This window comes from Candidatus Krumholzibacteriia bacterium, assembly GCA_035268685.1.
Taxonomy (GTDB): Bacteria; Krumholzibacteriota; Krumholzibacteriia; order JAJRXK01; family JAJRXK01; genus JAJRXK01.
The window spans coordinates 1-25,504 of sequence record DATFKK010000100.1 but is presented as its reverse complement, the minus strand read 5'-3'; the positions used below and the strand labels follow the sequence as shown (position 1 = coordinate 25,504).

Sequence of the window (25,504 nt, the reverse complement as noted above, 5' to 3'; positions counted from 1 at the left end):
ACGGTGCCTTCGGCCTGAACCTCGCCTTCAATTTCTTCAGCAGTTTCGGGGTTCCGCGCGAGGCCCCGGCCGAGAAGGGCGAACCCTGGTTCGACCACGAGACCGACGACGGCTACCGGTTCTTCCTCGAGCTCGGTGCCGTGAGCAACGTGAACGAGCGTCACTTCGACGGTGAGATCCCCTTCTGGAACGCCTTCGCCGAGCATCCGACCTACGACGAGTTCTGGCAGAGCCGGAACCTGCTGCCGCACCTGCGCGACATCGACACGAACGTGCTGGTCGTCGGGGGACTGTACGACGCCGAGGACCTCTACGGGCCGTGGAACGTCTACCGGGTGGCGAACGCCGAGAATCCGAGCGCCGACGTCCGCGTGGTCATGGGTCCGTGGTCGCACGGACAGTGGGCGCGTCGATCGGGCGAGCGGATGGGCGAGGCCTGGTTCGGCTTCGACACCAGCGCCTGGTACCGCGAACACGTCGAGTTCCCCTTCTTCCTGCACCACCTGAAGGACGGGCCCGAACCGGGCCTGCCCGAGGCCCTGGTCTTCGAGACCGGCGCCGATCGTTGGCGACGGTTCGAGCAGTGGCCCCCCGCGATCACCGGCGATCGGCTGTTCGTGGGACCGGACGGCACGTTGTCCTTCGCCGGGATCGAAGCCGACGGCTACGAGGAGTACGTCAGCGATCCCGCGCATCCCGTGCCCTACACCCAGGAGATCACCACCCGGTGGGCGCGCGACTACATGACCGAGGACCAGCGCTTCGCTGCGCGCCGTCCCGACGTGGTGACCTGGCGGAGCGGGGTGTTGGAGGAGGACGTCACCCTCGCCGGTCCGATCACGGCCGAGCTGTTCGTGAGCACCACCGGCGAGGACGCCGACTGGGTGGTGAAGCTGATCGACGAGTTCCCCGGCGAGGTCGAGGACGAGGAGGAGGGCCCGGGTGGTCGCCTCGAACTGGTGCGCAGCGAGATCTTCCGCGGCCGCTACCGCCACTCCTACACCGATCCCGAGCCCTTCGTACCGGGCGAGGTCACCCGCGTCGAGGTCCCACTGCAGGACGTCCTGCACACCTTCGAACGCGGCCACCGGATCGTGGTGCAGGTGCAGAGCTCGATGTTCCCCTTCTTCGACCGCAATCCGCAGAGCTGGGTCGAGAACATCCATCGCGCCGAGGACGAGGACTTCGTGAAGGCGACGCATCGGGTATACTTCGGGGCGGACACGCCGACGGCCTTGCGCGTGGGAGTGCTCGATCGCGGTCCCTGAATCCAGGGACGGCCCACTTTCGTGCACGGACGGATGGATTGCGGGATTCGCCCTATCTTCCTCACATGATGGGTTCCGACACGATGACGACGCGAACAGACGCTGGTGAGTCCGCCGTCAGGGGTCCTCTGGGCCTCAAGACGAAGGACGAGGGCATCGAGACTCTGCGTGCGTTCGCGATCTTCCTGGTCGTTGCGGCTCATGTCGTCAACGATCCGGAGATGGATCCGGCCGACGACCTGTACGAATACCTGAACAACTCGTTCAAGGCGATTCGCATGCCCTTGTTCACTGCGATATCGGGATATCTCTACGGACTTCGTCCTGTCCGGCCCGGGAAGCTCGCGGGCTTCCTCCGGGGCAAGGCGCGTCGATTGGTTCTGCCGTTGATCGTGGTCTCGGGACTGGAGTACTTCTTCTCTGCCGTCATGCCGGGTGTGAACCAGCCAGAGGTGCTCAGTGGTATCTGGCGCGTCGTCTTCTTTCCCTACGAGCACTTCTGGTTCCTGCAGGTCGTCGCGATCATCTTCGTCCTCGTCGCGGTTCTCGACCGCTACGGTTGGCTGCAGCGGGACGCGGTCTTCCTGACCGTTGCCGGGTTCTCCGTCCTGGCGTTTCTCTACTACGATCGCCTCGACCTGGACCTGAGCCTGTTCTCCCTGGGTACGGTTACCTATCTCCTGCCGTTCTTCCTCGTCGGTTACGCGTTCTCTGCCAGGTCTGCCTGGTTCTCCAAGTGGCTGCCGACACCAGCACTGTTGGTTCTCTTCGGAGTCGGCCTCGCACTTCAACAGTGGGCATGGTTCACCGACGCCGGATTCGACACGACGAGGAGATCCTACGTGGGACTGGCGATCGCCATCGGATCGGCCTCGTTGTTGTTGAGGCATCGGGTCGCGATTCCGGGTGTCCACCGCGTGGGGTCGCACGCGTATGCGATCTACCTGTATCAGGGCTTCGGCACGGCGGTCGGTCGACGGATCGTCGATGCCGCGGGCATCACTTCACCGCACCTGTACATCCTAGGGGTCGTCGGAATCGCGTTGCTCTTCGGGATCGTGGTCGAAGTCGTGCTCCGGCGGTCGTCGTGGCTTCGGGTGCCCTTCCTCGGACTCCGGGGAGCCGACCGCCGACCATCGGCGCCCCCGGCCGGTCACGGAGCTGTGGGCTCGCGATCGGAAAGTCGGGTGCCCTGAGCGCAGGTCCGCCCCTCAGGCCGTCGCTCCTCCGCAGCTCGAACCCGCGCCCGCCGTGCACCCGAAACAGTGCGGCGCCGTTCGGATCGTCCGCCGCGCCAGCAGATCGACCAGCTCCGCCGCCGACGCGTCGGCGATGTTCGGTGCGTCGCCGCGCTCGGTCCCGGCCGGGATCTCGAGCATCTGGTTGAAGTCGCAGTCGTAGATCGTGCCCTCGTACCCGATCGAGATCAGCGACCGGCACATGACCCCCTGGGCCGCCACGGGATTGAACGCCCCGCGCAACTTCTGCATGTAGCGCTCGAGATTGCCGGAGTCGTCGAGGAATTCCAGGTACCGGCTGATCGGCATGTTCGTGATGGTGAACAGGTCGTCGAAGGTCACTCCGTATCGGCGGTCCAGCTCGCGCTTCCAGTCGCGGGCGAGTGCGCCCTGGTCGCCCGGGAGGAAGGCGCCGACGGGGTTCGTCACGAGACTCAGTCGTCGGGTTCCGCCGGTCCCGTAGCCCAGCTCGTTCAGACGGCGCAGGGCGACGATCGACTTGTCGAAGACGCCGTCGCCGCGCTGACGGTCGGTCTGCTTGGGCAGGTAGTAGGGCAGCGACGCGATGATCTCGACGTCGTGCTCGGCCAGCAACTCGGGAATGTCCGCGTACCGTGGCAACAGGATCGCCGTCAGGTTGCAGCGGTGCATGACGTGCTTGCCGGCCTCGGCGGCACGGGTCACCAGCTCGCGGAAGCGCGGGTACAGCTCGGGCGCGCCGCCGGTGATGTCGAGCGCCCGGATGCCTCCGTCGATCAGCAGCGACATGCAGGCCTCGAGCACGTCGTCGGACATGGTCTCGCGCCGGTCGGGTCCGGCGTCGACGTGGCAGTGGCTGCAGGACTGGTTGCACAGCTTTCCCACGTTGATCTGCAGGGTGTCGATCCCGACCGCGCGCAGCGGCCAGAGGCCGGCCTCGGCGAGGGGGCGGGCGAAGTCGTAGCGGTCGCCGAGGCCGCGCAGGCGTTCGACCTGGGCGGAGGGCGACGCGAGCGGGTGCTCGCGCCGCAGAAGGCTCTGGGTGCTCATGGGAATCCGGGGGCGGGGGTGGTCACATGGAAAGCTGGTCGTGCACGTTGCGCATCTGGACACCATGGACGAGCGAGGCGCCGCCCCGGATCGCCGCGGCCACGTGGACGGCTTCGGTCATCTGCTCGAGATTGCTGCCCTTCTCGAGGCTGTCCTGCGTGTAGGCGTCGATGCAGTAGGGGCACTGCACGGCGTGGGCGACGGCCAGGGCGATGAGGGACTTCTCACGCGCGGTCAGTGCTCCCTCCTCGAACACGGCTCCGTACCACTGGCTGAACTTCCGCCAGAGCTCGGGGGCGTCCTCGCCCATCTCCTCGAACTTCGGCAGATCCTTGGGCGCGTAGTAGGTATCGCTCATCGAGTCGGGTTCTCCTGGCTCGTGTCTCGGGGGTCGGAACCATGCGACGAGTGCCGTCCGGGGGTCAACCCTCAGCGGAGGTCGTCGTGCGCGCCGCGGGCGCGGAACTGGTCCACCACGAGCGCGCCCATGAACACCGAGCCCGTCACCCGGAAGTGATGGGCTCGCTCCGGGTCCTCGATCCGGCGGTTGCGGACTCCACGGTCGTCGACCTCGCCGAGCGTCGCCCCGAATTCGCTGTCGATGTCCAGGAGCGCGTCGTCGGGCAGTTCCAGACGCAGCTCGCCCATCCGCATCGAGGCGTGGAGCTCGGTGTCGATCCGCAGTGAGGTGCCCATGTCGACCTCGATCTCGCCCATTCCGCCCTTCACCTCGATGCGTCGCGGACGCAGGTTCGACAGCCCCCGCAGGGTGGCTTCGCCCATCCCGACGTCGAACACCGCGTTCCGCATGACCACGGGGTTCGGCTCGCCACACTCCACCGTGTACTGGCCCATGCCCATGTCCGTGACCAGATTCGTGAGGGTCAGTCCGTCGAGGACGAACTCCGTCTCCGAGCGCGAGATCTTCGCCCGGAGATCGATCGGGACGCCACGGGGCAGGTACACGGTGATCTCGTTGGCGCCGAAGTCCCCATCGTCGATGCCGCCGTCCTGGGCGATGCGTCGCAGCCAGTGGACCTTCGAACGGAACAACAGTCGGAACACCGGCACCTCGCCGTCGAGTCCGTAGTCGCGCTCGAGCGCGTACGAGGCGCGGTCGTAGCGGGCATCGACCTCGATGTCCTCGCCGTCGTGGGGCTCGACCCTGAACATTCCTTCGACGAGATCCAGCTCGACGCGGATGGCGTCGTCCGTCTCGGGTGTCTCGATCGGCGCGCGGTCCTCGGTCCGGCTCTCGAGCGTGGTGCGGGTCGTCTCGGGCAGGGGCTGCTCGAGGCGTTCGGCCCCCACGTCGGGATCCGGGACACCGGCCGCCCGCAGGGCTCCGAAGGCCAGGAGCCCCAGGACGACCAGCCCGACGGGTGCGAAGAGGATTCCGAGCGTGATCTTTGCGGCGCGACGCATGGTGGCCCCCGGAGCAGTGGGATCGGATCGGGTCTCCGACACACAGGACGCAGGAAGTGCGTGATCCGTTGCACGGATCGACGGAGACTAGCCCGGATCGACGGCCATGGCCTAGGATGAACCCATCCGATCCTCCGAGCCCGGGACGTTTCCCATGCCAGCTTCCGACGACTCCGCTCACGCTCCGCGCCTCGGTCGGCGTGGTTTCCTCGGTGCCGCTCTCGGCCTCGGCGCCGCCTCCCTCGCGTCCGGGCTCCCGAGCGTCGCTCGATCCGCCCCCGCGCCGCGCGGCGTGCCGCCGGTGGCGGTGAGCAGCGCGAACGGTCTGCGTGCGGTCGACACCGCGGTCCGGGCCGTCCGGGAGGGTCGCGACCCCCTCGACGCCGTGATCGCCGGGGTGAACCTGGTCGAGGAGGACCCCGAGGACCTCACGGTGGGCTACGGCGGGCTGCCGAACGAGGACGGAGTCGTCGAACTCGACTCCTGCTGCATGCACGGCCCCACGGGCCGCGGCGGTGCCGTGGCCGCCCTGCAGAACATCATCCACCCGAGCCGCGTGGCGCGTCTGGTGGCCTTCCGCACCGATCACGTCCTGCTCGTGGGTGAGGGGGCGCGGCGCTTCGCCCGGGCGCACGGGTTCGAAGAAGAGGATCTGCTCACCGACGAGGCGCGCAGGATCTGGCTCGACTGGAAGGAGAGCCTGAGCGACGACGACGACTGGATCGGCCCGGAGATCTACGAGGACGGTCTGCAACGCAGCGACGCGGGCCGAACGGGCCGCCACCGGCGCTCGATCCTCGATCCCTTCGGCGACCGCGTCTACGGCACCATCAACTGCAACGTGGTCACGCCCGACGGCGACCTGGCGGGTGTGACCACGACGAGCGGCCTGGCCTTCAAGATTCCCGGTCGTGTGGGCGACTCGCCGATCCTGGGTGCGGGCCTGTACGTGGACAACGAGGTCGGCGCGGCGGGCAGCACCGGCCGTGGCGAAGAGAACCTCCAGCGGCTCTCGAGCCACCTGGCCGTGGAGTTCATGCGCCAGGGGATGAACCCGCTCGAGGCCGGGATGGCCGTGCTCGAGAGGGTCGCCGAGAAGTGCGAGCCGCGGCTGCGCGACGCCGAGGGCCGCCCGGCCTTCGGCCTGAAGTTCTACCTGGTGAACCCGAAGGGCGAATACGCGGGGGTCTCGATGTGGAGCGGCGCCCGTTTCGCCGTCGCCGACGCCGAGGGGGCGCGATTGGAGGACTGCGCCTATCTGTATCGGATGGAGGAGTGACTCTCCCGATGCCGCGCCGGCCGTGGTAGACTCCCCGTGGCGGGACCAGGACGGTCACCGCCCCTTCGTCGTGGATCAAGCATCCGTGCCCTGCTCCCGAACCCCGCGAGGAAACGAAATCATGTCTCCCGCTCGTGTGCTCTCGCGCGTCGACGTTCCCGCTCTTCGCCTCCTGCTGGTGGTCGCCCTGCTCCTGGTGGCCGCACCGGCCTCGGCGGTCAAGATCATGAGCTGGAACGTGCTCAACTACCCCGGCGCCTCGGGGCCCTCCCGCGACGACGACCTCCGCGCCGTGATCTCGGCCGTCGATCCCGACATCGTGGTCATGCAGGAGATCCAGAACAGTGCGGGGGCGGCGACCATGAAGACCAACGTGTTCGACGTGATCGAACCCGGCCAGTGGACGCAGGCGACCTTCACCAACGGCAACGACAGCGACAACGCCCTGTACTTCCGGACGGGCGAGTTCGTCGAGATCGAGTTCGGCGAGGTGAACACCTTCCCGCGCGAGACCGACTGGTGGCGGCTGCGGTCGGCGACGTCCGCCGTCACCTCGACGGGCTTCGTGATCTACTCCACGCACCTGAAGGCGAGCCAGGGGTCGGACAACGTCGAACAGCGGCGCATCGCCGCCCGCGCGATCCGCGACGACATGATCCTGCGGTGGGACGCGGGACAGCCCGTGATGGTCATGGGTGACTTCAACCTGTACACCTCGAGCGAGCCCGCCTGGGGTGCCCTCACCGGCAACCCGATCGAGCCGGCGCAGCTGTACGATCCGATCGACGAGGCCGGCTCGTGGAACAACAACGCGGTCTTCGCCGCGGTGCACACGCAGTCGACGCGCAGCGTGACCCAGTCCGACGGTGGTGCGACCGGCGGCATGGACAGCCGCTTCGACTTCATCCTGGTCGACGCCGATCTGCAGGACACCGAGGGCTGGGACTTCCTGGCGGGGACCTACGATGCCTTCGGCCAGGACGGTCAGCACTTCAACAGTTCGATCAATGCGGCGCCGACCAACGCCGCGGTAGGACAGGACCTTGCGAACAACCTCTTCGCGGCCAGCGACCACCTGCCGGTCGTGCTGGAACTCCAGGAACCCGCCCAATTGCAGTTCCTGCCCGAGGTGTTCGCGATCGGGCCGGTCCTCGAGGGCGAGTCCGTGATCGAGTCCTTCCAGCTCCGCAACACGGCACTGGCCCCGGTCGACGAGCTCGACTTCGAGGTCGTGGCCACCGAGCCCGGCGTCCTCCTGGGTGGTGACACTGCGGGCGAGCTCGAAGCCGGCGAGATCGCCAACGTGAACGTGGCCGTCGACACGGCGACGCCGCGCGTCTTCACCGGTGGACTGCAGCTCACGACCGACGATCCGGGTCGCAGCGACGTCCTGGTTCCCTTCGAGGGCGCGGTGGTGCGGCCGGCGGTCCCGTCGCTCGGCGACACGAGTGTGGTCGAGTCGACGACGATCGCCCTGAGCGACGCCGAGGCCACGACGGAGGAGATGAGCTACACCGTGGCCAACGTCGGAGCCGACTCCGTCCAGGCGGGTGTGTACGTCTCGGGCACCCAGATCGGTGGAACCGACGCCGCGCGCTTCTCGCTGCTCGACCCGGCGGCCTACTTCGTGCGCGACACGCCGCTCGACCGACGTGTCGAAGTCGACCTGAACGGTCTCGACGCGGGCACCACGATCGAGGCGACGGTCACCCTGACCACGCAGGACGATTTCCTCGTGCAGGGCGCGAGTCCCCGGGCCACTCTCGTGGTCACGCTTCAGGCCACGGTTGCCGGCGGGGCCACCAGTGCTCCTCCCGTGGTTGCAGCCACGACCCTTCACCCGCCGGTGCCCTCGCCGTTCAATCCGCGTACCGAGGTCCGTTTCGACCTCGCGCGGGCGGGGACGGTGACGCTCGAGGTGCTCGACGTGCGTGGTCGACGTGTGCGCACGCTGATCGAGGGCCGCCTCGACGCTGGCCGGCACGCCCCGGTCTGGGACGGCACCGACGACGGCGGCCGTGCCGCTGCGAGCGGAGTCTACCTGTTCCGGTTGCGCACTGCCGACGGGAACCAGGTGCGCCGCGCCGTTCTCGTCCGCTGACCCCCGCACTCGACGTCCGGAGGTTCTCGCCTCGATGCTCGCGTCCCGTTCGCGGCGGCTGTTCGCAGCCGCCGCGCTCTGTCTGCTCGCCCCCCTCGCCGCCCATGCCTCCGTTCCCTCGCCCGAGGAATTCCTCGGGCGCCCGGTCGGTGAGGACCGCCACCTGTTCACCTGGGATCGCATGGTCGCCTACTACGAAGAGGTGGGCCGGACCAGCGATCGCGTCGATGTCGTGGAACTCGGCACGTCGACCGAGGGCCGTCCCTTCCTGCTCGTGAAGGTGGCCGACGCCGGGGCGCTGCGGAGCACCGACGCGGTGCGGGCGCAGAATCGTGCCCTGTACGATGCCCGCGCGACCACCGAGGCCGAAGCCCGCGCGCTGGCGGCGAACGGACGGGCGACCGTCGCCTTCTCCCTGGGCGTGCACTCGGTGGAGGTCGGGTCGAGTCAGGCCGGACTGCGGATCGTGCATCGGCTGGCGACCCGCGACGACGCCGTGACGCGCCGGATCCGCGAGAACCTCATGATCCTGATCGTGCCCAGCATGAACCCCGACGGGCTCGACCTGGTGAACGAGTGGTACATGGAAACGGTGGGCACCGAGGCCGAGGGGACGCGTCCGCTCGAGCTGTACCACCCCTACGCGGGACACGACAACAACCGCGACGGCTTCTTCAACAACCTGGTCGAGACCTCGATGTGGTCGCAGGTGCTCTACCACGACTGGTTGCCGCAGATGATCGTCGACGAGCACCAGATGGGAAGCGGAGGGCCGCGTCTGTTCCTGCCGCCCTTCGACGATCCCCTGTCGCCGAGCGTCCATCCGCTGGTCTACAGCCAGTTGGCCGCCGCGGGGCAGCAGGTCGTGAGCGATCTGACCGCCGAGGGATGGACCGGCATCGCGACGCAGACGATCTTCACGGCCGAGTGGCCGGGATCGGTGCGTTCGACCGGCTTCTGGCACAACATGCTCGGGATTCTCAGCGAGGTGGCGAGCGCCCGTCTCGCCACGCCGTTGTACTTCCCGCCCGGAAGTGTGCAGGCGTGGGGGCGTGGGCTCCCCGAGTACGAGCGACGTACGAACTTCCTCGAGCCCTGGCCCGGCGGGTGGTGGCGTCTCGACGACATCGTCTCGCTGAAGGTCGATCTCACGTGGGGTTTCCTGCGCTGGGCTGCCGACCGCAGGGAAGACCTCCTCTTCAACTTCTGGCGCATGAACCGTGACGCGATCGCAGCGGGACGGAACGAGGCCCCGTACGCCTTCGTCGTGCCCCGCGATCAGGTCGACGGTGGCAGCGACGATCGCATGATGGAGATCCTGCACTCCGGGGGCGTCGAGTTGCACCGCGCCGACTCCGACCTCCGGTTCGGGGACCACCTCGTCGACGCGGGAGCGTGGGTGATCCGGACCGACCAGCCTTTCCGGCCCTTCGTGCTGGAGATGCTCGGTGACACGGACTACCCGATGATCGAGCAGTCCGATGGGTCGGTGATCCGTCCCTACGACGTGACGGCCTGGAGGCTGAGCGAACTGCTGGGAGTGCGTGTGCTCGAGGTGCACGACCGCGACGCGCTCGATGCGCTCGACCTGTCGCCGGTCGATCCCGCTCGGGTGGAGCGGGTCGAACCTCCGCGCGGAGACCTCGTCGTTCCGGCCACCGATCTGGCCAGTCATGCGCTCGTCCACGCCGCGCTGGGTGCCGGCAAGACGGTCGAACGCTTCGAGCACGACGGGCGGCTCCACTACCTGGTCGAGGACGTCGATCGCTCGCTCGACGGCGTTGCGCGCGACGTCGAACCCGTCGACGTGCCGGTCGCGGCCGACCCCGAACCGGTCACCGCCCCGCGGTTGGCCTTGTTCGCCCCGTGGGGCGGGAACAAGGACGAGGGTTGGACCCGTCTCGTCCTCGATCGTCATCGCGTGGAGTACCGGAGGATCCGGCCGGGCGAGCCCGACCTGCGGGGTGCCGACGACGGGCGGCGGCTGCGCCGGACGACCGATGTCGTGCTCCTTCCCTCGGTGCGGTCGCGCGAACTCGAGAACGGCCGGCAGAGTGCCGGGGAGGGGCGGGTGGCCGACGCGCTGTGGCCCGAACGCCACAGACGTGGCCTGGGTGGCACGGACGCCGGTATGGCTCTGCGAGCCTTCGTCGAGGCGGGCGGAACGCTGATCGCGTTGAACCACTCGACTCCGTGGGTCGTCGAGAAGCTCGGTCTGCCGGTGCGGGTGGAGCTCGACGGCATGGATCGCGACGACTTCTACGCGCCGGGCACGCTCGTGCGCGGTGAGCTCGACACGGCTCATCCCCTGGCCGCCGGCATGCCGGCGACGACGAGCCTGTACTTCGCCAACGGCTACGCCTACCGGCCGCAGGCCTGGCCGCGGCCGACCGCCGTCGTGGCGCACTATGCGGCCGACGACGTCCGGGTGGCCGGTTTCCTGACCGGTGCCGAGCACCTGGCCGGTCGTCCGGCGTTGCTCGAGGTCCCGGTCGGTGAGGGCCGTGTCGTGCTGTTCGGTTTCAGCCCGCAGCGTCGCGCGCAGACCGATGGGACGTTCAAGCTCCTGCTGAACGCGCTCCTGCGCTGATGACGGTGCGGTGAGGACCGGTCACGGCGTGGGGCCGAGACGGTGCTGCTCGGTCGGGCCCGGCGCAGAGCGGAAGGACGGCCCGGGAGCCCGCCGTGACGACGGGCTCCCCGGACGATCGGATCAGCGGCCCGTGGTGGTGGCGGGCTCGACCTCGATCGAGGCTTCCTCGAGCAGCAGCTCGTACGAGTAGCCGGCGCCGAAGTCCTTGTCGACGGTGACCTTGCCCGTCGCGGTGATCACGTCACCCTCTTCGCAGGCCGCATCGGTGGTGATCAGCAGGTCGTGCGTCTTCGCGGCGGGGTCACCGCTCCCGTCCTGCACGTGGACCCAGTTGCGGCCCATGATCCCGCCGTTGAACTTCACGACCTTGCCGCGCACGGTGACCGATTCGCCGACCATGTCGCCGCAGCCGGCGTAGAGCTCGGCCACGGTGTGGCCGCCGGCGGCCTTGGTCACGGCACCCGGCGCCACTCCGGCCTCGGGCGTCGCACCGTGCTGGGAGCCGTCCGACTCGCCGGTCATGGCCTGCATCATGCCCATTCCGCCGTGGGGGTCGCCACTGTCCGCGCCGGGCGCCTCGAACCCGCCGACGAAGTACAGGGTGTCGAAGGTGCGGTCGAGCGTCTCGCTGTGGAAGCCCTGCATGGGCATCTTGGTGCTGAAGGTGACCTCGGTGCCGGTGTCGAGCGTCGTCTCCGGGCCCGCGGCCCAGACGCTCTTCCCGTCGCTCTCGACACGAGCGTAGGTATAGCCACCGGAGTTCATGGACTCGACCACTTCGCCGGTGATCGCGCCGGCCGGCTGGGTCGCGGTGGCGGCCTGCTGCGACGCCTGGTCGTGGGTGGACTCCTGGTTCCCGCAGCCGGCGACGAGTGCGACGGCGGCCACGAGGGTGATCAAAGGCATCGGAGCGCGCATGGCGGACGACTCCTCGGCAGGGGGAGATACGATGCGTCGGGGGGATACGCCGCCGGACGACGGCCATCACGAATGGTGAACATGGACCACTTCGGTCCCGCTCACAATGGCCCAAACTGTGATCTCGGATCGCGTGCGCCGTCGGCGCTACCAGCCGGGCAGCACGCCCAGGGTCCGGCGCCGGTAATCCTCGTAGCCCGGATAGTGGGCCCGGAGCAGGCCCTCCTCGTACCGGGATTTGGTCAAGTAGAAGACGATATTGACGCCGGCGACGGCGAGCACCCACGGACCCGGACGGTACAGCGCGACGGCGGCCAGCGTGAGGAGCACGGCGGTGTACATGGGATGCCGGAGCCAGCGATAGATGCCGTGGGTGACCAGCACGCCGTCACGGCGCGGCGTGGGCGCGATCCGGAACACCGGTCGAAGGATCACCAGGGCCGAAACACCGACCCAGGCGGCCACGCCCGCGAGCACCAGGGCCAACCACGTCCAGGGCGGGCCCGAGGCCGCATCGGAACGCAGGAAGGACAGGGCGAGCGCAATGCCGAGCAGCGCCTGTGCCGTGACGATCCGACGGTCCGTTCGGCGGGTCGGTGGCGGCTCAGTGGGCATCCGAACCCGTGGGGCTCTCCGGGTGGAGCTGGCCGATCGCGCTCAGGTCCTGCTGGAACTGCTCGGTGAGCCGTCCGCACACGAGGTCGCAGAGGTGGAAGATCGAGGGGTCGGCGATGCTGTAGTAGGCCATCAGGCCGTCCTTCCGCCGCTCGACCAGACCTGCCCGACGCAGGATCTGCAGGTGCTTGCTCACGTTCGCCTGGCTGGCGCCGGTGGTCTCCACGAGCGATCCCACGGAGCGTTCGCCCTCTTTGATGATGTGCAGCAGCCGCAGACGCAGCGGGTCGCCCATCACCCGGAATCGCTCCGCCACGAGCCTCAAACTCTTGTCTTCCATAGCGTTACCGCCATCACTGGCCGGGGGTCGTTTCGGTCCCTTGCGTTCCCCGAACTCCATCGCTATATAACTCCATGTCGATGCAATCGACCAGTGATCAACTTCATCGTCAAGTAAGCACAAACTCCGGGCGCCGACAAGGCTTCCCGATCGCGCCGAGAGAGAGCGGATCGGGACCCGGAAGCCCCAGGAGGGATGAATCGTGAGCCAGTCCTGCGTTTCCAACACCTTCACCGACCGCTGGATCCGCCGGGTGGCGGGGACCTTCGTCCTGACGTCCGTCGTGCTGGCCTGGACCGTCGACATCCGCTGGCTGGCGCTCGCCGCCTTCGTCGGTCTGAACCTTCTCCAGTTCAGCTTCACCAACTTCTGCCCGCTCTCGGCGATCCTGGCCCGTTTCGACCCGGCCAACAAGATCGCCACCGCCACCGAAGCCGAGCGCAGCTGACCCGACCCGATCGCACGCGAACGCGAAGAGGAGTCCGCAGACATGAAGTCGCTTTTCCTGAAGCCCTCGGTGCAGCATCCGCGGATCGTGATGACGATCATCGCGTTGCTGACCGTGGCCGCGATCGTGCCGATGCTGAAGATCGTCGACCGCATCGACACCGACCCCGAGAACATGCTCCCGGCCGACGAGCCGGTGCGCGTGGAGCACACCGCGATCAAGGAAACCTTCGGCCTGAACGACTTCCTCGTGGTGGGCATCGTGCACGACGAGACCGTCTTCACTCCGGCGATCCTCGAACGGGCCTACGAGATCACCGAGGCTCTGTACGACATGCAGCCGGAGTACGACGAGGACGGGAACGTCACCGAGGGAGGCGTGATCGTCGACGACGTGCTGGCGCCGAGCGAGGTCGACGACATCATGCCCGAGCCGGGTGGCGGCATCCGCGTGCAGACGCTTATGGAGTCCCCGCCCGAATCGCAGGAGGAGGCCGACCGGATCCTGGCCCAGATCGAGCAGAATCCGATCCTGCGCGGCAAGCTGGCCAGTGCAGACGGCAAGGCCCTGGCGATCTTCGTGCCCCTGACGAGCAAGGACGTCGCGGCCGACGTGGACGCGCAGATCCAGGAGATCATCGCCGGCTTCGAGGAGGACCTCGGCGAGGAGTACCACGTGGCCGGGCAGCCCGTGGCGCAGGACACCTTCGGCGCGGCCATGTTCGAGCAAATGGCCGTGAGCGCCCCGGCGGCCTTCCTGTTGATCTTCCTGCTCCTGTTGTTCTTCTTCCGCAGTCCGCGGATCGTCGCCGCACCCATGATCATCGCCATGATCAGCGTGATCTGGACCATGGGTCTGCTGATCGCGACCGGGAACACCGTGCACATCATGAGCTCGATGATCCCTATCTTCCTGATTCCGATCGCGGTGCTGAACAGCATCCACATCCTCAGCTCGATCCACGCCAAGTTCCACAGCCGCGGCGGTGACCTGGATCGTACGCTCGAGGACACCGTGGGCGAGCTCTTCATGCCCATGGCCTTCACGTCGCTGACCACGGTCGTCGGTTTCGGTGCGCTCGTCGCGACCCCGATCCCGCCGGTGCAGGTCTTCGGAATCTTCGTGGCCTTCGGTGTTTTCGCGGCGTGGTTGCTGTCGATGGTCTTCATCCCGGCCTACGTGAAGCTGGTGCCGATCGAGGTCATCCAGGGCTTCGGCAAGGCCGACGAAGGCGCCGGAGCACCCGAGAGTCACCTGCACACGATCTACCGGTTCTCGACCCGCTATCGTGTTCCTCTCATCGCGACCCTGGTCGTGATCATCGGGGTGTCGATCTTCGGTGTGACCCAGATCGTCGTGAACGACAACCCGGTGAACTGGTTCAAGGAGGACCACCGTCTGCGCGTGGCCGATCGCGTGATGAACGAGCACCTGTCGGGGACCTACCTCGCCTACCTCGAGCTGAGTGGCGAAGAGGAGGAAGAGGGTGCCTTCCTCCAGCCCGAGTGGATGCGTTGGGCCGAGCGTCTACAGGACCATCTCATCGAGCAGGAGAACGTCGGCGCGGCGAGCTCCGTGGTGGACGTCCTCAAGAAGGTCCAGTACGAACTGCTGTCGCGTGAGGAGGGTAGCTACGCTCTCGGCGACAACCGCCAGAAGCTGGCGCAGTACCTCTTCCTGTACGAGATGAGCGGCGGTTCGCCCGACGACCTCTTCAAGTTCATCACACCGAATCGCGATGCAATCAACATCTGGGTGCAGATGCGCCAGGGCGACAACCAGCAGGTGGCGGGCGTCGTGGACGCCGCACAGGACTGGATCGGCCAGAACCCGCCGCCCGAGGGCCTCGAGGTCGACTGGGGTGGCCTGAGCTACATCAACGTGAAGTGGCAGGAACTCATGGTGAGCGGCATGGGCAAGGCCCTGGCCGGCTCCTACGTGACCGTGCTCGTCATGATGGTCCTGCTCTTCCGGTCGCTGCGCCTGGGCCTGCTGGCCATGGTGCCGCTGACCGCCACCATCCTCATCACCTACGGCTACGTGGGTCTGTCCGGCCGCTTCTACGACATGCCGGTGGCGGTGCTCAGCTCACTGTCGCTCGGTCTGTCGGTGGACTTCGCGATCCACTTCATCCAGCGCACGCGCGACCTGCACGTGCGTCACGGTCGCGACTTCCAGCGGACCATGGAGGTTTTCTTCCACGAACCGGCCCAGGCCCTGGCGCGCAACGTCGTGGTCATCGCCCTGGGGTTCGTGCCGATGTTCTTCGCCAGTCTGGTGCCCTACGTCACCGTGGGTGCCTTCTTCTTCGGGATCATGCTGATCAGTGGAGGTGCGACCTTCCTGATCCTGCCCGCCGTGCTGAGCTTCTTCCCGCGGGACGTGATCAGCAAGCCCTCGGCGGCCACCAACGACGGTCCAGAGCCCGATCTCTCCGCTGCGATCAGGAGGTAACGACGATGCGCAGTAAGACTCTCTTCGGTTTCCTCTTCCTCGCGATGGCCACCGTGGCTCTCGTGATCACCACCGGCCCGGCCCAGGCGCAGGACGCCACCGAGCTGATGAAGGAAGCCCACCTGAACATGTACTACCCCGGCGACGACGGGTCGGCCCGCGTGGCCATGACCATCACCGACAAGCGGGGCCGCACCCGTGAGCGGAACTTCGTGATCCTGCGTCGCGACTGGGAGGACGGCGGCGAGCAGCGTTACTACGTCTACTTCTTCGAACCGAACGACGTGCGTCGAACCACGTTCATGGCCTGGAAGGATCCCGACGGCGACGACAGCCGCTGGATCTACCTGCCCTCGCTCGATCTGGTGAAGCCGATCTCGGCCAACGACAAGGAGAGCAGCTTCGTCGGTAGCGACTTCGCCTACGAGGACGTCAGCGGTCGTCACTGGAACGAGGACACCCACACCCTGGTGGGCGAGGAGACCTACCAGGACTGGGGGACCTGGAAGATCGAGAGCGTGCCCAAGGAGGACGACTACTTCGAGAAGAAGATCAGTTGGATCGACAAGGAGTCGATGCTCGTGGTCCGCGAGGAGTACTACGATCGTCGCGGCGAGCTGTTGAAGGTGTTCGAGGTGGGCGAGATCGAGGTCGCCGACGGCTACGCGACCGCGACCGTGCGTACCATGACCACCCCGCGGAAGGACAACTCGACCGTGATCGAGTTCAGCGAGATCGACTACGACACGGGCGTGGAAGAGGACATCTTCAGCGAGCGCTATCTGAAGAGCCCGCCGCGCAAGTACATCCAGTAGTTCCCGGACCCCCGTTCCCGCCGTTCACCGTGGGGCCCCGTGCGCGACGGGGCTCCGCCTCCTCCGACCACGCTCCGAGACAGCGAACCGAGAAGGATCGACCATGAAGACCATCACCATCGCGGTGGCCACCGTCGCGCTCTTCCTCGGCCCGGCCGCGCCGGCCCACGGTCAGGCCGAGCTCTACGGATTCGTGGAGTACGCGACGGGCGCCAACGTCGTCGACGGCGACGTGCCGAGTCCGGCGGGAGGGAACCTGCCCGACTACATCATGCGGGAGCTCCGCCTGCAGCTGAAGAGCGATCTCTACGGAGACGTCGGCGAGGCACACTTCCGCGTGGACATCCTTGCCGACGAGGTCCGTCAGGACGAGACCGAGGTGATCGTTCGCGAGGGTTACGTGAAGTTCAACGCCTTCGACAACAACCTGGAGGTCCGCGCCGGACGGCAGCCCACCACCTGGGGCACGGGCGACCTGCTCTTCATCAACGATCTGTTCCCCAAGGACTACGTGAGCTTCTTCGTCGGGCGCGACGACGAGTATCTGAAGTCTCCCAGTGACGTGCTCCGGTTGAAGCTGTTCAGTGTGCTGCCGTTCAACGTCGACCTGGTGCTGACGCCGCAGTTCGCACCCGACGTGTTGCCGGTGGGCGAGCGACTGACCTTCTTCGCACCGGCACAGGGCCGCTTCGTGACTCCCGACGAGGAGTTCGGGAACGGTGAGGCAGCGGTGCGGCTGAATCGCTACGTGGGTAGCTGGAACTACGCACTCTACGGCTACACTGGATTCTGGAAGGGTCCGCAGGGCTTTCGTCCGGCCACGACGCAGGGCGAACTGTCTGAATTCTATCATCCGGAGCTGAACTCCCTCGGCGCCAGCGCTCGCGGCCCTCTCTTCGGGGGTGTGGCCTGGGCCGAGGGTGGCTACTACGACTCGAGCGACGACTCCGACGGCGACGATCCGTTCGTCCCGAACTCGGAGTACCGCGCCATGGTTGGCTTCGAGCGGCAGTGGTGGTCGGACTTCACCGGCGGCATGCAGTTCTACTGGGAGGGCATGCAGGACCACGACGCGGCCGTCGACGCCCGGGCGGCGGCGGTCGACCAGTTCGTGGCCGGCGGCATGGACCGCGCCGACGCCGAGTACGCGCTCTTCCTCAAGGAGGAGAACCGGACGCTGCTCACGCTGCGGCTTCGCCAGCAGTTCATGTACCAGACGCTCACGCTGGGATTCTTCGGGTTCTACAGCCCGAGCGACGAGGACAGCTACCTGCGGGCCTCGGTCGACTACGACTACAGCGACTCGCTCACGCTGACCGTCGGCACCAACTGGTTCACCGGGGAGGACCAGCGCACCCTGTTCGGCATGAACGACGACAACGACAACGTCTACGCGCGGATCCGCTACGGGTTCTGATCGGGACGCCGGACATCCGAAGCACGAGAACGCCCGGGGCCGTACGGCTCCGGGCATCGTCGTCGGTGGCGGTGCACCGTGGCCGTCGGGGGCCGGCCAGAGGATTGGCCACCGGACCGGGTGGGCCCCGCACTGAACGGACACACCACGCACGACCACTCCGGGATCTCGCGCCCTGTCCCCAGGAATCCCGAGCGGTCGGTGTGAACGATCGCGCCGAGCACACACCGATCCGGTGACACGGAGTCCGGGCGTCCGCACCGGCCCGAGGTCGGGTCGGATCGAACTCGAGGCGGCGGCTCGCCCGGTGGTTCCGGGGAGAGGTGGGGCGGCGGGCGGATCTGATGCACCCGAATGCGAAAAAAATGCAGCCGGCCCTCGACGGGGCCGGCTGCCAGGGACGTCCGGCGGCCGTAGCGGTCATCGGCCGCCGGTGGGCGCGGTAGTGGCGGAGATCACCAGGCGGCCTTCAGCCCTCCGAAGGACTGCAGCTCCGTCGACACCACGGGCTCGCGGGGCTCGACCTTGCCGTCCCAGTTCTCGTCGTATCCGGCCATGGCCTCGGCTGCCGACACGGACACGAAGAATCCCCAGTCCGTGCGATCGGCCGGGGCCAGATCGCCGATCCGGCTCCCACCGGTCCAGTCGACCGAGCCGTTGGCCTGCACCAACGACAGCAGCGTCGTGCGGTTGAGCACCGTGAAGGAGCCGCTGAGCAGCGCCGTGCCGTCGGAGAAGGTGGCCGGGTTCGCGTAGTCGGCCGGCGTGGCGTCGTCCTCGTACAGCGTGATGGTGCCGCCCGAGTAGAACTGGTCGCCTCCGGACTCCGAGTCGAGGATCACCCCGTCGACCACGATGGTGTACTCGAAGTTCGCGAAGTCGAGCGGGAGCGGGGTCTCGAGGGCCGGGGAGCCGTCGAGCACGACGGCCACCATGCTCAGCGTACCCCCGACGGAGGTGGGCAGATTGGCCTGCCCGTCGAAATCGAACAACTGCTGCGCGGAGCTCGCGGTGGGTCCCAGGAGGACGGCCACGGCGAGAATCGCGATCCATGTCTTGTTGCGCACGATCATCATCTCCTCTCGTTGCGTCGGATCGTTTCGCCGTGGGTTCACCGCTGGAAGGTGGACTTCACGCCACCCCAGCTGTCGGTCTCGGACGGGACGGCCTCGAGCAGGTCGAACTTGCCGTCGATCTGCAGGTCGTAACCCTCGATGATCTGGGCTCCGGCGTCGGCGGTCCAGGCGCCGCCCCAGGTGTATCCGCAGTCGCTGCACGTGCTGTCGAGCAAGGTGCCGGCGACGCCGTCGAGGTTGCCTTCGTAGGCCCCCGCCCCGTCGGCCTGGATGATGATGACGAAGCTGGTGAAGTTCCCCTCGAAGAGGAGGGCGCCGTCGCTGAAGGTGGCCGGCGACGTGGCGTTCGGCGGGTTGGTGCCCCAGTCGGCGTTCTGGGAACCGTCGAGGTAGATCTCGAGCTTGCCGCCCGTGTAGGTGACGGTGGTGTTTCCGTTGGTGTCCACGGTCTGCCCGTCACTGACCAGTCCGTAGCCGTAGAAGGTCATTTCCTGGATTCCGAGGTCGGCGCCCGTGACGGGGTCGACGGCGGTGGCCACGGCGGTGAAGACGAGTTCGTCGCCGGCATCGCTCGGCAGGAAGCCGCCGGTCTCGTAGCCGTATCCCACGTAGTCTCCGATCACGACGGCTCCGGCCGGGCTGGCCAGTATCGTCGCGGTCAGGACGAGGACGACGGTTGCAATCGATCTCATCGTGATGATCCCCTCCCCAGAGGCAAATGCGCGCCGGAACGCTCCGTGAGCGATCACGGCGTCGTTGGTGGTTCCGCAGGGCGCGATGACTGGGGAGCACGGGTACGGAGGGTGGCGGTCGGAGGCGCGAGGAAGAACCGCGAACCGTACAACCCGAAACAGTAGCACGCCGGCATCATGGGACACAAGAGGACACGAGACAGGGTGACGCCGCCCGCCGCGGGTTTCACGAGAGCCGCACGGCGTGGTACACTCCGCTCGACCGCGCGGTCGCCCCGTACGACCGTTTTTCGGCGACTTGATCCTCCTTCTTCGACAACCGCCGGAGTTCGCCCATGCAACGCTGCCTGCTCGTCGTGGTCTCCGCTGCCGTGATCCTGGTGGCGGTCGGTTGTGAGTCCGGCTCGGATCGGTTCCGCGCCGATTCGCCGGTCGATCCCGGTGCGCACGCGTTCGAGCGTGCAGGCAACAGCGGTCCGGAGTCGAACGAGGGAACGATCGTACTGCTGGGGGGCGCGGACGCCGCGGCCGATCCGGTCGAGATTCTTCGCGACCTCGGGCTCGAACACCTGGTCACCGCGATCTCGTCGAATCTCGCGCGTCTCGAGAACCTCCCGATCGACCTGACCGAGCTGGAGCTCGACCCACGCATCGTTGCCGTGCAGTCGAATCATGGTGTCGTGCTCGGGGAGCCCTCCGACCTGACCATGGCTTTCTTCGAGGGCGACGTCGAGACGACCGATCTCGACCTGCGACCCGAGTTCCGGCCGCTGCGTCTGGCCGAGGTCCACCGCGAGGCGGACGGCTCGGGGATCCGCGTCGCGATCCTCGACACCGGTGTCGACACGGTGCATCCCTATCTGCAGGGCCGGCTCGAACTCGTCGACGTGCCCTCGCTGGGGCCGGTCCAGGAGACCGCCGACGGCATCGACGACGACGGGGACGGCTTCGTGGACGAGGCCTACGGTCACGGTTCGCACGTGGCGGGGATCGTGGCGACGGTCGCGCCGGGGGCGACCCTGGTTCCGTTCCGGATCCTGTCCGACGACGGCGTCGGCACGGCCTACGAACTGGCCCTCGGCCTGCGCGCCGCGATCCATGCCGACGTCGACGTGATCAACCTCAGTCTGTCCATCGGCGAAGAGTCCAACGTGGTGTCGGCGCTCATCGATCGCGCCCGTGCGCAGGGGATCGTGGTGGTCGCCTCCGGTGGGAACACCGGGGCCCAGGCCACGTACCCTGCGGCCTACCCAGGGGTGATGGGGACCGGCGCCACCGTGGCGGACATGACCGTGCTGGCCGAGTTCTCGGCCCGGGGAGCGGGCATCGCCCTGGCCGCGCCGGGTACCGAGGTGCTCAGCGTGTATCCGGGTGGTAGCTGGGCCACCGCGAGTGGGTCGTCGATGTCGGCTGCGGTCGTCACCGGCGCCATGGCGATCGTCGGCTCGAAGCTCGGTGTCGACGTGCTCGCGGCGGCAGAGGCCCGCTTGCTGCGGACGGCGGTCGCGGTCGATCCGGACGGCTCGGTCGAGCACGGCGGCGTGGATCTGTTGGAGGCGTTGCGGTCTCCGGTCGGTCGCCCGCGGGTCGAGCTCAACCAACGACGGTGAAGGTGGCCCAGCCGTAGGGATGGCGTCGCTCCACGATCGCTTCACGGCGTGTGCGGCTGGCGGCATCGGCGGCCAGCACTCCCTCGGACCAGGTCCGGTAGAACGACCGCGTGAACTCCGTCGACACGCGGTCGTCGATCTTCCACAGCGCCAACACGATCTCGCGGGCTCCACTGCCCAGCCCGGCCGAGACCCACCCGTCGAAGCGACCCTGGGGCCTCAGCGACTGCTGTCCTGACGCACAGCTCGCGAAGAAGAGGGTGGCATCGCGATAGCGGCGGTCCCCGGCGATTTCCTCCAGCCCGAGCCAGCCGTCGCCGAGCAGGATCCCCGTTCCGATCCAGTGACCACGCGAGACCGCACCGTGCGCCGCCACGTGGAACAGGCCGATGGCCTCGGCCTCGTCCAGACGGGCGCGTTCGGTGCCGCGGATCACCGGTGTCCCCAGCGGCATGAGCGACCGGGCGATCTCGTCGACCTCGTTGCGCCGCCCCGCGGTTCCGTCGTGCAACAGGACCGCCGTGCCTCGCCGCCGGGGCCGGTCGGTCCGGATCAGGGCGGGGTGGGGCCATCGTGACGTCACGAGCGTTCGCTCGCCGTGCACGAGCTCGCCGGCAGCCTCGACCGGAACGTCGTGCAGCTCCGCGGGCAGGATCACGTGCACACGGTCGTGTTCGATCGCCAGCGGTGTCCACATGGCCTCCCCCAACGCGGTCAGGCGTTCGGTGGCTTCGTTCCGTGTCCGGTCCAGGAAGCGGCGCCGCCGCGCGGTCGGCATTCCCGAAGCAGCCTCGAAGAGCAGTTGGAGAGGACGCCACAGGGACCGCAGACGATCGACGTCGAGGTCGAGGTCGGTCCGATGGACGCGTCCGTCTTCGATCACGAAGGCGCACCAGCGGTGGCCGATGCGTTCGAACACGACGACCGATTGTCCGCGGACACGCGACGACCAGTTCGACAGTCGCGCGCTCTCGCTGGTCTGCCGGACGACCGCGAAGCGTCGCCGGAGACGGCGGTGGACGTCCTGGTCGAGGCGTTGTACGTCGCGCGCGATGGTGCGGGTGCGGACGTCGCCCTGCGGTCCGTCCTCGGCGTCGAGGAGTTCCTGGCGCAACAGCGCGATCCGAGCCCGCGCTTCCCGTGACATCGCGGGCATCTCGGCCAACAGGGCCTCGATCACCTCGCGCGAGCGAGCGCGGATCAGCATGTCCAGGGCGTCGCGGTCGGCGCGGCGTCCACCGTGGGTGAGGACGACGTCGACCGCGTCACGGACGACGTCGGCGCGGCGGGTCCAGAGCGTGCGGCGCAGGGCCTCGTCGTCGGTCGCGCCGGCCAGGTCCTCGAGGTCGCGGGCCGCGCGCTTCGCCCAGCGGCAGGCGGGGCCGGAGTGTTCCAGCCCGGCCTCGGCGCGGGCCAGGACGAGCGCGATCCCGGGCCGTTCGAGTCGGCCCAGCGGGCCACGGGCGTCGTCCCGCGCGCGGCGGGCCCGGCGCAGAGCGCTGGCGTGACGCCCCTGCCGTTCGTCGATCCCGGCGAGCAGGACACGGCAGCGCAGTGCGGTGGAGGCATCCGAGCGATCGAGAGCGGGTTGCAGACCGGTCAGCAGCGTACGGGCTTCGTCGTCGCGTTCCTCGGCGACGAGGATCCCGGCGAGGTCCACGTCGATCCGGCGCAGGGTGTCACGGTCGCCGATCGACTCGAAGTGTTCCCGGACGCGCTCGAGGCGAACCCTGGCATCGGAGAGACGACCCAGGTCGCGCAACCAGCGGGCACTCCACCGGGCGACGTGGGCGGCGTCGCGCCCGATCCCCAGACGCTCGTAGACCTCCTTGGCGCCGCCGGCTTCCTCGAGGGCGCGGTCCAGGTCGCCGAAGGCGCCCCACACGCGACTCAGTTCCCAGCGGAGTGCGGCGACGGCCTGCTCGTCGCCCAGCGCCTCGAGGGCCGTGTGGATCTCCTGCAGCGCGTCGAAGCCCTCGTCCCAGTGGCCGCGCTGGATCCGGCTCGTGGCCCGGCCGAAACGTGCGCGGAGGGCCTGGGCCGTGAAGCCCCGAGCCTCGAACACGTCGTGGCTCCGGTGGAAGCTGCGTTCGGCCTCGGCCAGGCGACCGAGTTCGAGCAGGCTCTGCCCGAGATCGAAGTCCACCAGCGCGACGTCGGTGTCGAGCCCGGCCCGCTTCAGGACCCGTCGGGCGCGGTGGTAGGTCTCGATGGCCTGTTTCGGGCGTCCGATGCGGTGCTGGAGAGCGCCGACGTTCACGTCGAGGCGGGCGGTCAGCACGGTCTCGAGCCGGGCCAGGCCACGCCGGGCGCTTCGTGCCAGCTCCAGGGCCGTGTCGAAGTCGTCGAGCATCGCCAGGACGTCCACGCGACCGATGGCCGTGCGGAGGACCTCCGAGTCCTCGCCCTCGGCTTCGAATCGATCCACCGCGTCGGCGTACTGCACCGCGGCTTCGCGGAACCGCCCGTTGGCGCGCAGGACGTGACCGTGCAGACGGACCAGACGTGCCCGGCGTGGCGCGTCGAGTCCCCGCATGCCGCGCCGCCGCAGCGTCTGCAGGACCCGCAGGGCCGCGGGCGGATCGATCCGTGCCCAGGTCATCAGACCTGCATAAGCGGCAGCGAAGCCCTCGTCGGCCGAGCCGTCCGTCGTCCAGACGGACCACAGCTCTTCGGCCGGACCTCCGGTCACGGCCTCCTCGATCCGCGCGCGGCGCGCGACGTCGAGGCCGGTCTCAGGCACCGGGATCCTCCAGGACGACGGTCGGTTCGCCCGCGACGTGGATCTCCAGGGTCCAGCCCCGGACCGGGGCGCCCTCGAAACGGAACGAGGCACCGTCGGTGAGCCGGCGGTGGTCGATCACGTGGTCCTCGTGCGTCCACACGACCTCGATCGCAGTCGTGGTCGGACGGCCCTCGGCGAGCCAGGCACGGCCCTCGATGCTGAGCAGACCCTGCCGATCGGAGTGTCGTTCGACCAGCAACGACAGGTCGACGTGCTCGGCGCTGTGACTGACCAGGCGACGGTCCTCGTCGAGCAGTGTGCTGGCCGCACGCACGTCGGACGGACGTACCGACCGCGCGGTGGTCGAGACGGCGGGCACCGGGTCCTGCGACTCCGGGATCCTCCACGCACGCTGTCGAGCGTCTTCTGCTGGCGTGCTCCATCTCCGGTCGCCCATCCATTCCAGCAGGTGTTCCAGTTCGTTCGACTTCATGTCGATTCCTCCATCAGTTCGCGCAGCCGGGCCAGGCAACGGGAGCGCATGGATCCGAGGGTGCCCACGGCCACGCCGAGTCGGTCGGCGACGTCGCGGTAGGCGGGACGAGGGTCCTCGAAGAACAGCATCTGCAGGAGCTGATGACAGCGGCCTCGCATGCGGCGAAGGGCCTGATGGACGAGCTGGGACTCCTGCAGTTTCTCGATCGAGGTGTCACTCGACGGGCTGGGATCGACCAGCTCGTCGCTCAGGTCGACGACCTGCTTCGCCGAGCGTACGGATTGTTCGTATGACAAGCGGCGGGCCGTCACGATCAACCACTTCGGCAACGCCTGGGGGTCGCGCAGCCGGTGCAGCGAGCGGTGCAGTTCCACCCACACCCGCTGGTGCACTTCCGAGGCCGCCTCGCGGTCGAGCCCGGTTCCGAGGGCCGTGGAGTACACCAGGTTCTCGTAGCGCTCGACGAGGACCCGCCAGGCGTGCTCGTCGCCCTGCCGACAGAGGTCGACCAGGGTGACGGTGTCGCTGCGCGACAGGCTGGCCTTCGTCTTCAACACACGACGTCCTCTACTTCGCGAGCGTCACGCGACCGGCGGCCGCGATCTCGCCGTCGACGGCGACGTGGTAATGGTACACGCCCGAAGCCACGGGCCGACCTTCGTCGTCGCGCCCGGTCCAGACGACCTGGTGACGTCCGGCGGTGAACGTGGCCTCCGGTAGCAGAGTTCGCACCCGGCGTCCAGCGGCGTCGTGGATCGAGATCGACACCGCGGCGCTCCGCGCGAGATCGAAGGAAACCTGCGTGCGTGGGTTGAACGGGTTCGGGTGGATCTCCACGCGCTCGAGTCCGGAGCGCGTGGCGGAGGGGGCCGAGGTACTGACGGCGCAGGCCGTGGCCGGGCAGGTGTTCGTGCCGTACGCCACACCCTCCTGGTAGGGGATCGCGAGGTCCGGCGCACCGTCGC

The 25,504-nt window shown here is 68.1% G+C and carries 22 protein-coding genes; 10 read left to right on the top strand and 12 right to left on the bottom strand.

Annotation, left to right across the window (positions count from 1 at the left end):
- On the top strand, positions 1-1,268 hold a 1,268-nt coding region (locus VKA86_09790; GenBank protein HKK71497.1), incomplete at its 5' end, for a CocE/NonD family hydrolase.
- Positions 1,269-1,351: 83 nt separating this feature from the next.
- Positions 1,352-2,464 (top strand): acyltransferase, encoded by a 1,113-nt coding sequence (locus tag VKA86_09785; protein ID HKK71496.1) that lies wholly within the window; start codon positions 1,352-1,354, stop codon positions 2,462-2,464.
- Between the two features lie 15 nt (positions 2,465-2,479).
- Here the strand turns inward: VKA86_09785 and arsS are convergent, their stop codons facing one another.
- The 3 genes from arsS to VKA86_09770 form a co-directional block, all read right to left on the bottom strand.
- Positions 2,480-3,535, bottom strand: a complete 1,056-nt coding sequence (gene arsS / locus VKA86_09780) for an arsenosugar biosynthesis radical SAM (seleno)protein ArsS (GenBank protein ID HKK71495.1) — start codon at positions 3,533-3,535, stop codon at positions 2,480-2,482.
- 22 nt (positions 3,536-3,557) lie between these two features.
- Positions 3,558-3,893: an arsenosugar biosynthesis-associated peroxidase-like protein gene (locus tag VKA86_09775; GenBank protein HKK71494.1), complete on the bottom strand. Its 336-nt coding sequence runs from the start codon at positions 3,891-3,893 to the stop codon at positions 3,558-3,560.
- A 71-nt stretch (positions 3,894-3,964) separates the two neighbouring features.
- Complete coding sequence (locus VKA86_09770) at positions 3,965-4,960, bottom strand: hypothetical protein (protein ID HKK71493.1); 996 nt, start codon at positions 4,958-4,960, stop codon at positions 3,965-3,967.
- 307 nt (positions 4,961-5,267) lie between these two features.
- Here VKA86_09770 and VKA86_09765 point away from each other — a divergent pair, with 307 nt between their 5' ends.
- The 3 genes from VKA86_09765 to VKA86_09755 all read left to right on the top strand — a co-directional run bounded on the left by VKA86_09765 (position 5,268) and on the right by VKA86_09755 (position 10,930).
- A complete protein-coding gene (locus VKA86_09765) occupies positions 5,268-6,239 on the top strand; it encodes a N(4)-(beta-N-acetylglucosaminyl)-L-asparaginase (protein HKK71492.1) in 972 nt (323 codons plus the stop codon).
- 121 nt (positions 6,240-6,360) lie between these two features.
- Positions 6,361-8,340 (top strand): endonuclease/exonuclease/phosphatase family protein, encoded by a 1,980-nt coding sequence (locus tag VKA86_09760; GenBank protein ID HKK71491.1) that lies wholly within the window; start codon positions 6,361-6,363, stop codon positions 8,338-8,340.
- A 34-nt stretch (positions 8,341-8,374) separates the two neighbouring features.
- Positions 8,375-10,930, top strand: a complete 2,556-nt coding sequence (locus VKA86_09755; GenBank protein HKK71490.1) for a M14 metallopeptidase family protein — start codon at positions 8,375-8,377, stop codon at positions 10,928-10,930.
- Between the two features lie 123 nt (positions 10,931-11,053).
- On the opposite strand, the gene VKA86_09750 is transcribed toward VKA86_09755, so the two are convergent.
- From VKA86_09750 to VKA86_09740, 3 genes are all read right to left on the bottom strand, one after another.
- Complete coding sequence (locus tag VKA86_09750; GenBank protein ID HKK71489.1) at positions 11,054-11,851, bottom strand: OB-fold nucleic acid binding domain-containing protein; 798 nt, start codon at positions 11,849-11,851, stop codon at positions 11,054-11,056.
- 147 nt (positions 11,852-11,998) lie between these two features.
- Positions 11,999-12,466, bottom strand: a complete 468-nt coding sequence (locus VKA86_09745) for an isoprenylcysteine carboxylmethyltransferase family protein (GenBank protein ID HKK71488.1) — start codon at positions 12,464-12,466, stop codon at positions 11,999-12,001.
- Positions 12,456-12,782, bottom strand: a complete 327-nt coding sequence (locus VKA86_09740) for a metalloregulator ArsR/SmtB family transcription factor (protein HKK71487.1) — start codon at positions 12,780-12,782, stop codon at positions 12,456-12,458. The genes VKA86_09745 and VKA86_09740 overlap by 11 nt, the downstream gene beginning before the upstream one ends.
- 226 nt (positions 12,783-13,008) lie before the next feature.
- Here VKA86_09740 and VKA86_09735 point away from each other — a divergent pair, with 226 nt between their 5' ends.
- From VKA86_09735 to VKA86_09720, 4 genes are all read left to right on the top strand, one after another.
- Positions 13,009-13,254, top strand: a complete 246-nt coding sequence (locus tag VKA86_09735; protein ID HKK71486.1) for a DUF2892 domain-containing protein — start codon at positions 13,009-13,011, stop codon at positions 13,252-13,254.
- A gap of 42 nt (positions 13,255-13,296) precedes the next feature.
- A complete protein-coding gene (locus VKA86_09730) occupies positions 13,297-15,708 on the top strand; it encodes an MMPL family transporter (GenBank protein HKK71485.1) in 2,412 nt (803 codons plus the stop codon).
- Between the two features lie 5 nt (positions 15,709-15,713).
- Positions 15,714-16,523, top strand: a complete 810-nt coding sequence (locus VKA86_09725; protein ID HKK71484.1) for an outer membrane lipoprotein-sorting protein — start codon at positions 15,714-15,716, stop codon at positions 16,521-16,523.
- Between the two features lie 103 nt (positions 16,524-16,626).
- Entirely contained in the window at positions 16,627-17,940 is a 1,314-nt protein-coding gene (locus tag VKA86_09720; protein HKK71483.1) for a hypothetical protein, read from the top strand.
- Positions 17,941-18,395: 455 nt separating this feature from the next.
- On the opposite strand, the gene VKA86_09715 is transcribed toward VKA86_09720, so the two are convergent.
- Complete coding sequence (locus VKA86_09715) at positions 18,396-19,007, bottom strand: hypothetical protein (GenBank protein HKK71482.1); 612 nt, start codon at positions 19,005-19,007, stop codon at positions 18,396-18,398.
- Positions 19,008-19,051: 44 nt separating this feature from the next.
- A complete protein-coding gene (locus tag VKA86_09710) occupies positions 19,052-19,708 on the bottom strand; it encodes a hypothetical protein (protein ID HKK71481.1) in 657 nt (218 codons plus the stop codon).
- Positions 19,709-20,043: 335 nt separating this feature from the next.
- Between VKA86_09710 and VKA86_09705 the strand changes: the two genes are divergently transcribed.
- On the top strand, positions 20,044-21,318 hold the full coding sequence (locus VKA86_09705) for a S8 family serine peptidase (GenBank protein ID HKK71480.1): 1,275 nt from the start codon (positions 20,044-20,046) through the stop codon (positions 21,316-21,318).
- Here VKA86_09705 and VKA86_09700 read toward each other — a convergent pair.
- The 4 genes from VKA86_09700 to VKA86_09685 form a co-directional block, all read right to left on the bottom strand.
- Complete coding sequence (locus tag VKA86_09700) at positions 21,302-24,061, bottom strand: tetratricopeptide repeat protein (protein ID HKK71479.1); 2,760 nt, start codon at positions 24,059-24,061, stop codon at positions 21,302-21,304. The genes VKA86_09705 and VKA86_09700 overlap by 17 nt on opposite strands.
- Positions 24,054-24,536: a hypothetical protein gene (locus VKA86_09695; GenBank protein HKK71478.1), complete on the bottom strand. Its 483-nt coding sequence runs from the start codon at positions 24,534-24,536 to the stop codon at positions 24,054-24,056. The genes VKA86_09700 and VKA86_09695 overlap by 8 nt, the downstream gene beginning before the upstream one ends.
- On the bottom strand, positions 24,533-25,096 hold the full coding sequence (locus tag VKA86_09690) for a sigma-70 family RNA polymerase sigma factor (GenBank protein HKK71477.1): 564 nt from the start codon (positions 25,094-25,096) through the stop codon (positions 24,533-24,535). The genes VKA86_09695 and VKA86_09690 overlap by 4 nt, the downstream gene beginning before the upstream one ends.
- Positions 25,097-25,106: 10 nt before the next feature.
- On the bottom strand, positions 25,107-25,504 hold a 398-nt coding region (locus VKA86_09685), incomplete at its 5' end, for a FlgD immunoglobulin-like domain containing protein (protein HKK71476.1).

Excerpts from the sequence above, each read along its gene's own strand:
- VKA86_09785 (HKK71496.1), top strand. The coding sequence starts at position 1,352 with ATGACGACGCGAACAGACGCTGGTGAGTCCGCCGTCAGGGGTCCTCTG.
- arsS (HKK71495.1), bottom strand. The coding sequence starts at position 3,535 with ATGAGCACCCAGAGCCTTCTGCGGCGCGAGCACCCGCTCGCGTCGCCC.
- VKA86_09775 (HKK71494.1), bottom strand. The coding sequence starts at position 3,893 with ATGAGCGATACCTACTACGCGCCCAAGGATCTGCCGAAGTTCGAGGAG.
- VKA86_09770 (HKK71493.1), bottom strand. The coding sequence starts at position 4,960 with ATGCGTCGCGCCGCAAAGATCACGCTCGGAATCCTCTTCGCACCCGTC.
- VKA86_09760 (HKK71491.1), top strand. The coding sequence starts at position 6,361 with ATGTCTCCCGCTCGTGTGCTCTCGCGCGTCGACGTTCCCGCTCTTCGC.
- VKA86_09755 (HKK71490.1), top strand. The coding sequence starts at position 8,375 with ATGCTCGCGTCCCGTTCGCGGCGGCTGTTCGCAGCCGCCGCGCTCTGT.
- VKA86_09750 (HKK71489.1), bottom strand. The coding sequence starts at position 11,851 with ATGCGCGCTCCGATGCCTTTGATCACCCTCGTGGCCGCCGTCGCACTC.
- VKA86_09745 (HKK71488.1), bottom strand. The coding sequence starts at position 12,466 with ATGCCCACTGAGCCGCCACCGACCCGCCGAACGGACCGTCGGATCGTC.
- VKA86_09730 (HKK71485.1), top strand. The coding sequence starts at position 13,297 with ATGAAGTCGCTTTTCCTGAAGCCCTCGGTGCAGCATCCGCGGATCGTG.
- VKA86_09725 (HKK71484.1), top strand. The coding sequence starts at position 15,714 with ATGCGCAGTAAGACTCTCTTCGGTTTCCTCTTCCTCGCGATGGCCACC.
- VKA86_09720 (HKK71483.1), top strand. The coding sequence starts at position 16,627 with ATGAAGACCATCACCATCGCGGTGGCCACCGTCGCGCTCTTCCTCGGC.
- VKA86_09710 (HKK71481.1), bottom strand. The coding sequence starts at position 19,708 with ATGAGATCGATTGCAACCGTCGTCCTCGTCCTGACCGCGACGATACTG.
- VKA86_09705 (HKK71480.1), top strand. The coding sequence starts at position 20,044 with ATGCAACGCTGCCTGCTCGTCGTGGTCTCCGCTGCCGTGATCCTGGTG.
- VKA86_09695 (HKK71478.1), bottom strand. The coding sequence starts at position 24,536 with ATGAAGTCGAACGAACTGGAACACCTGCTGGAATGGATGGGCGACCGG.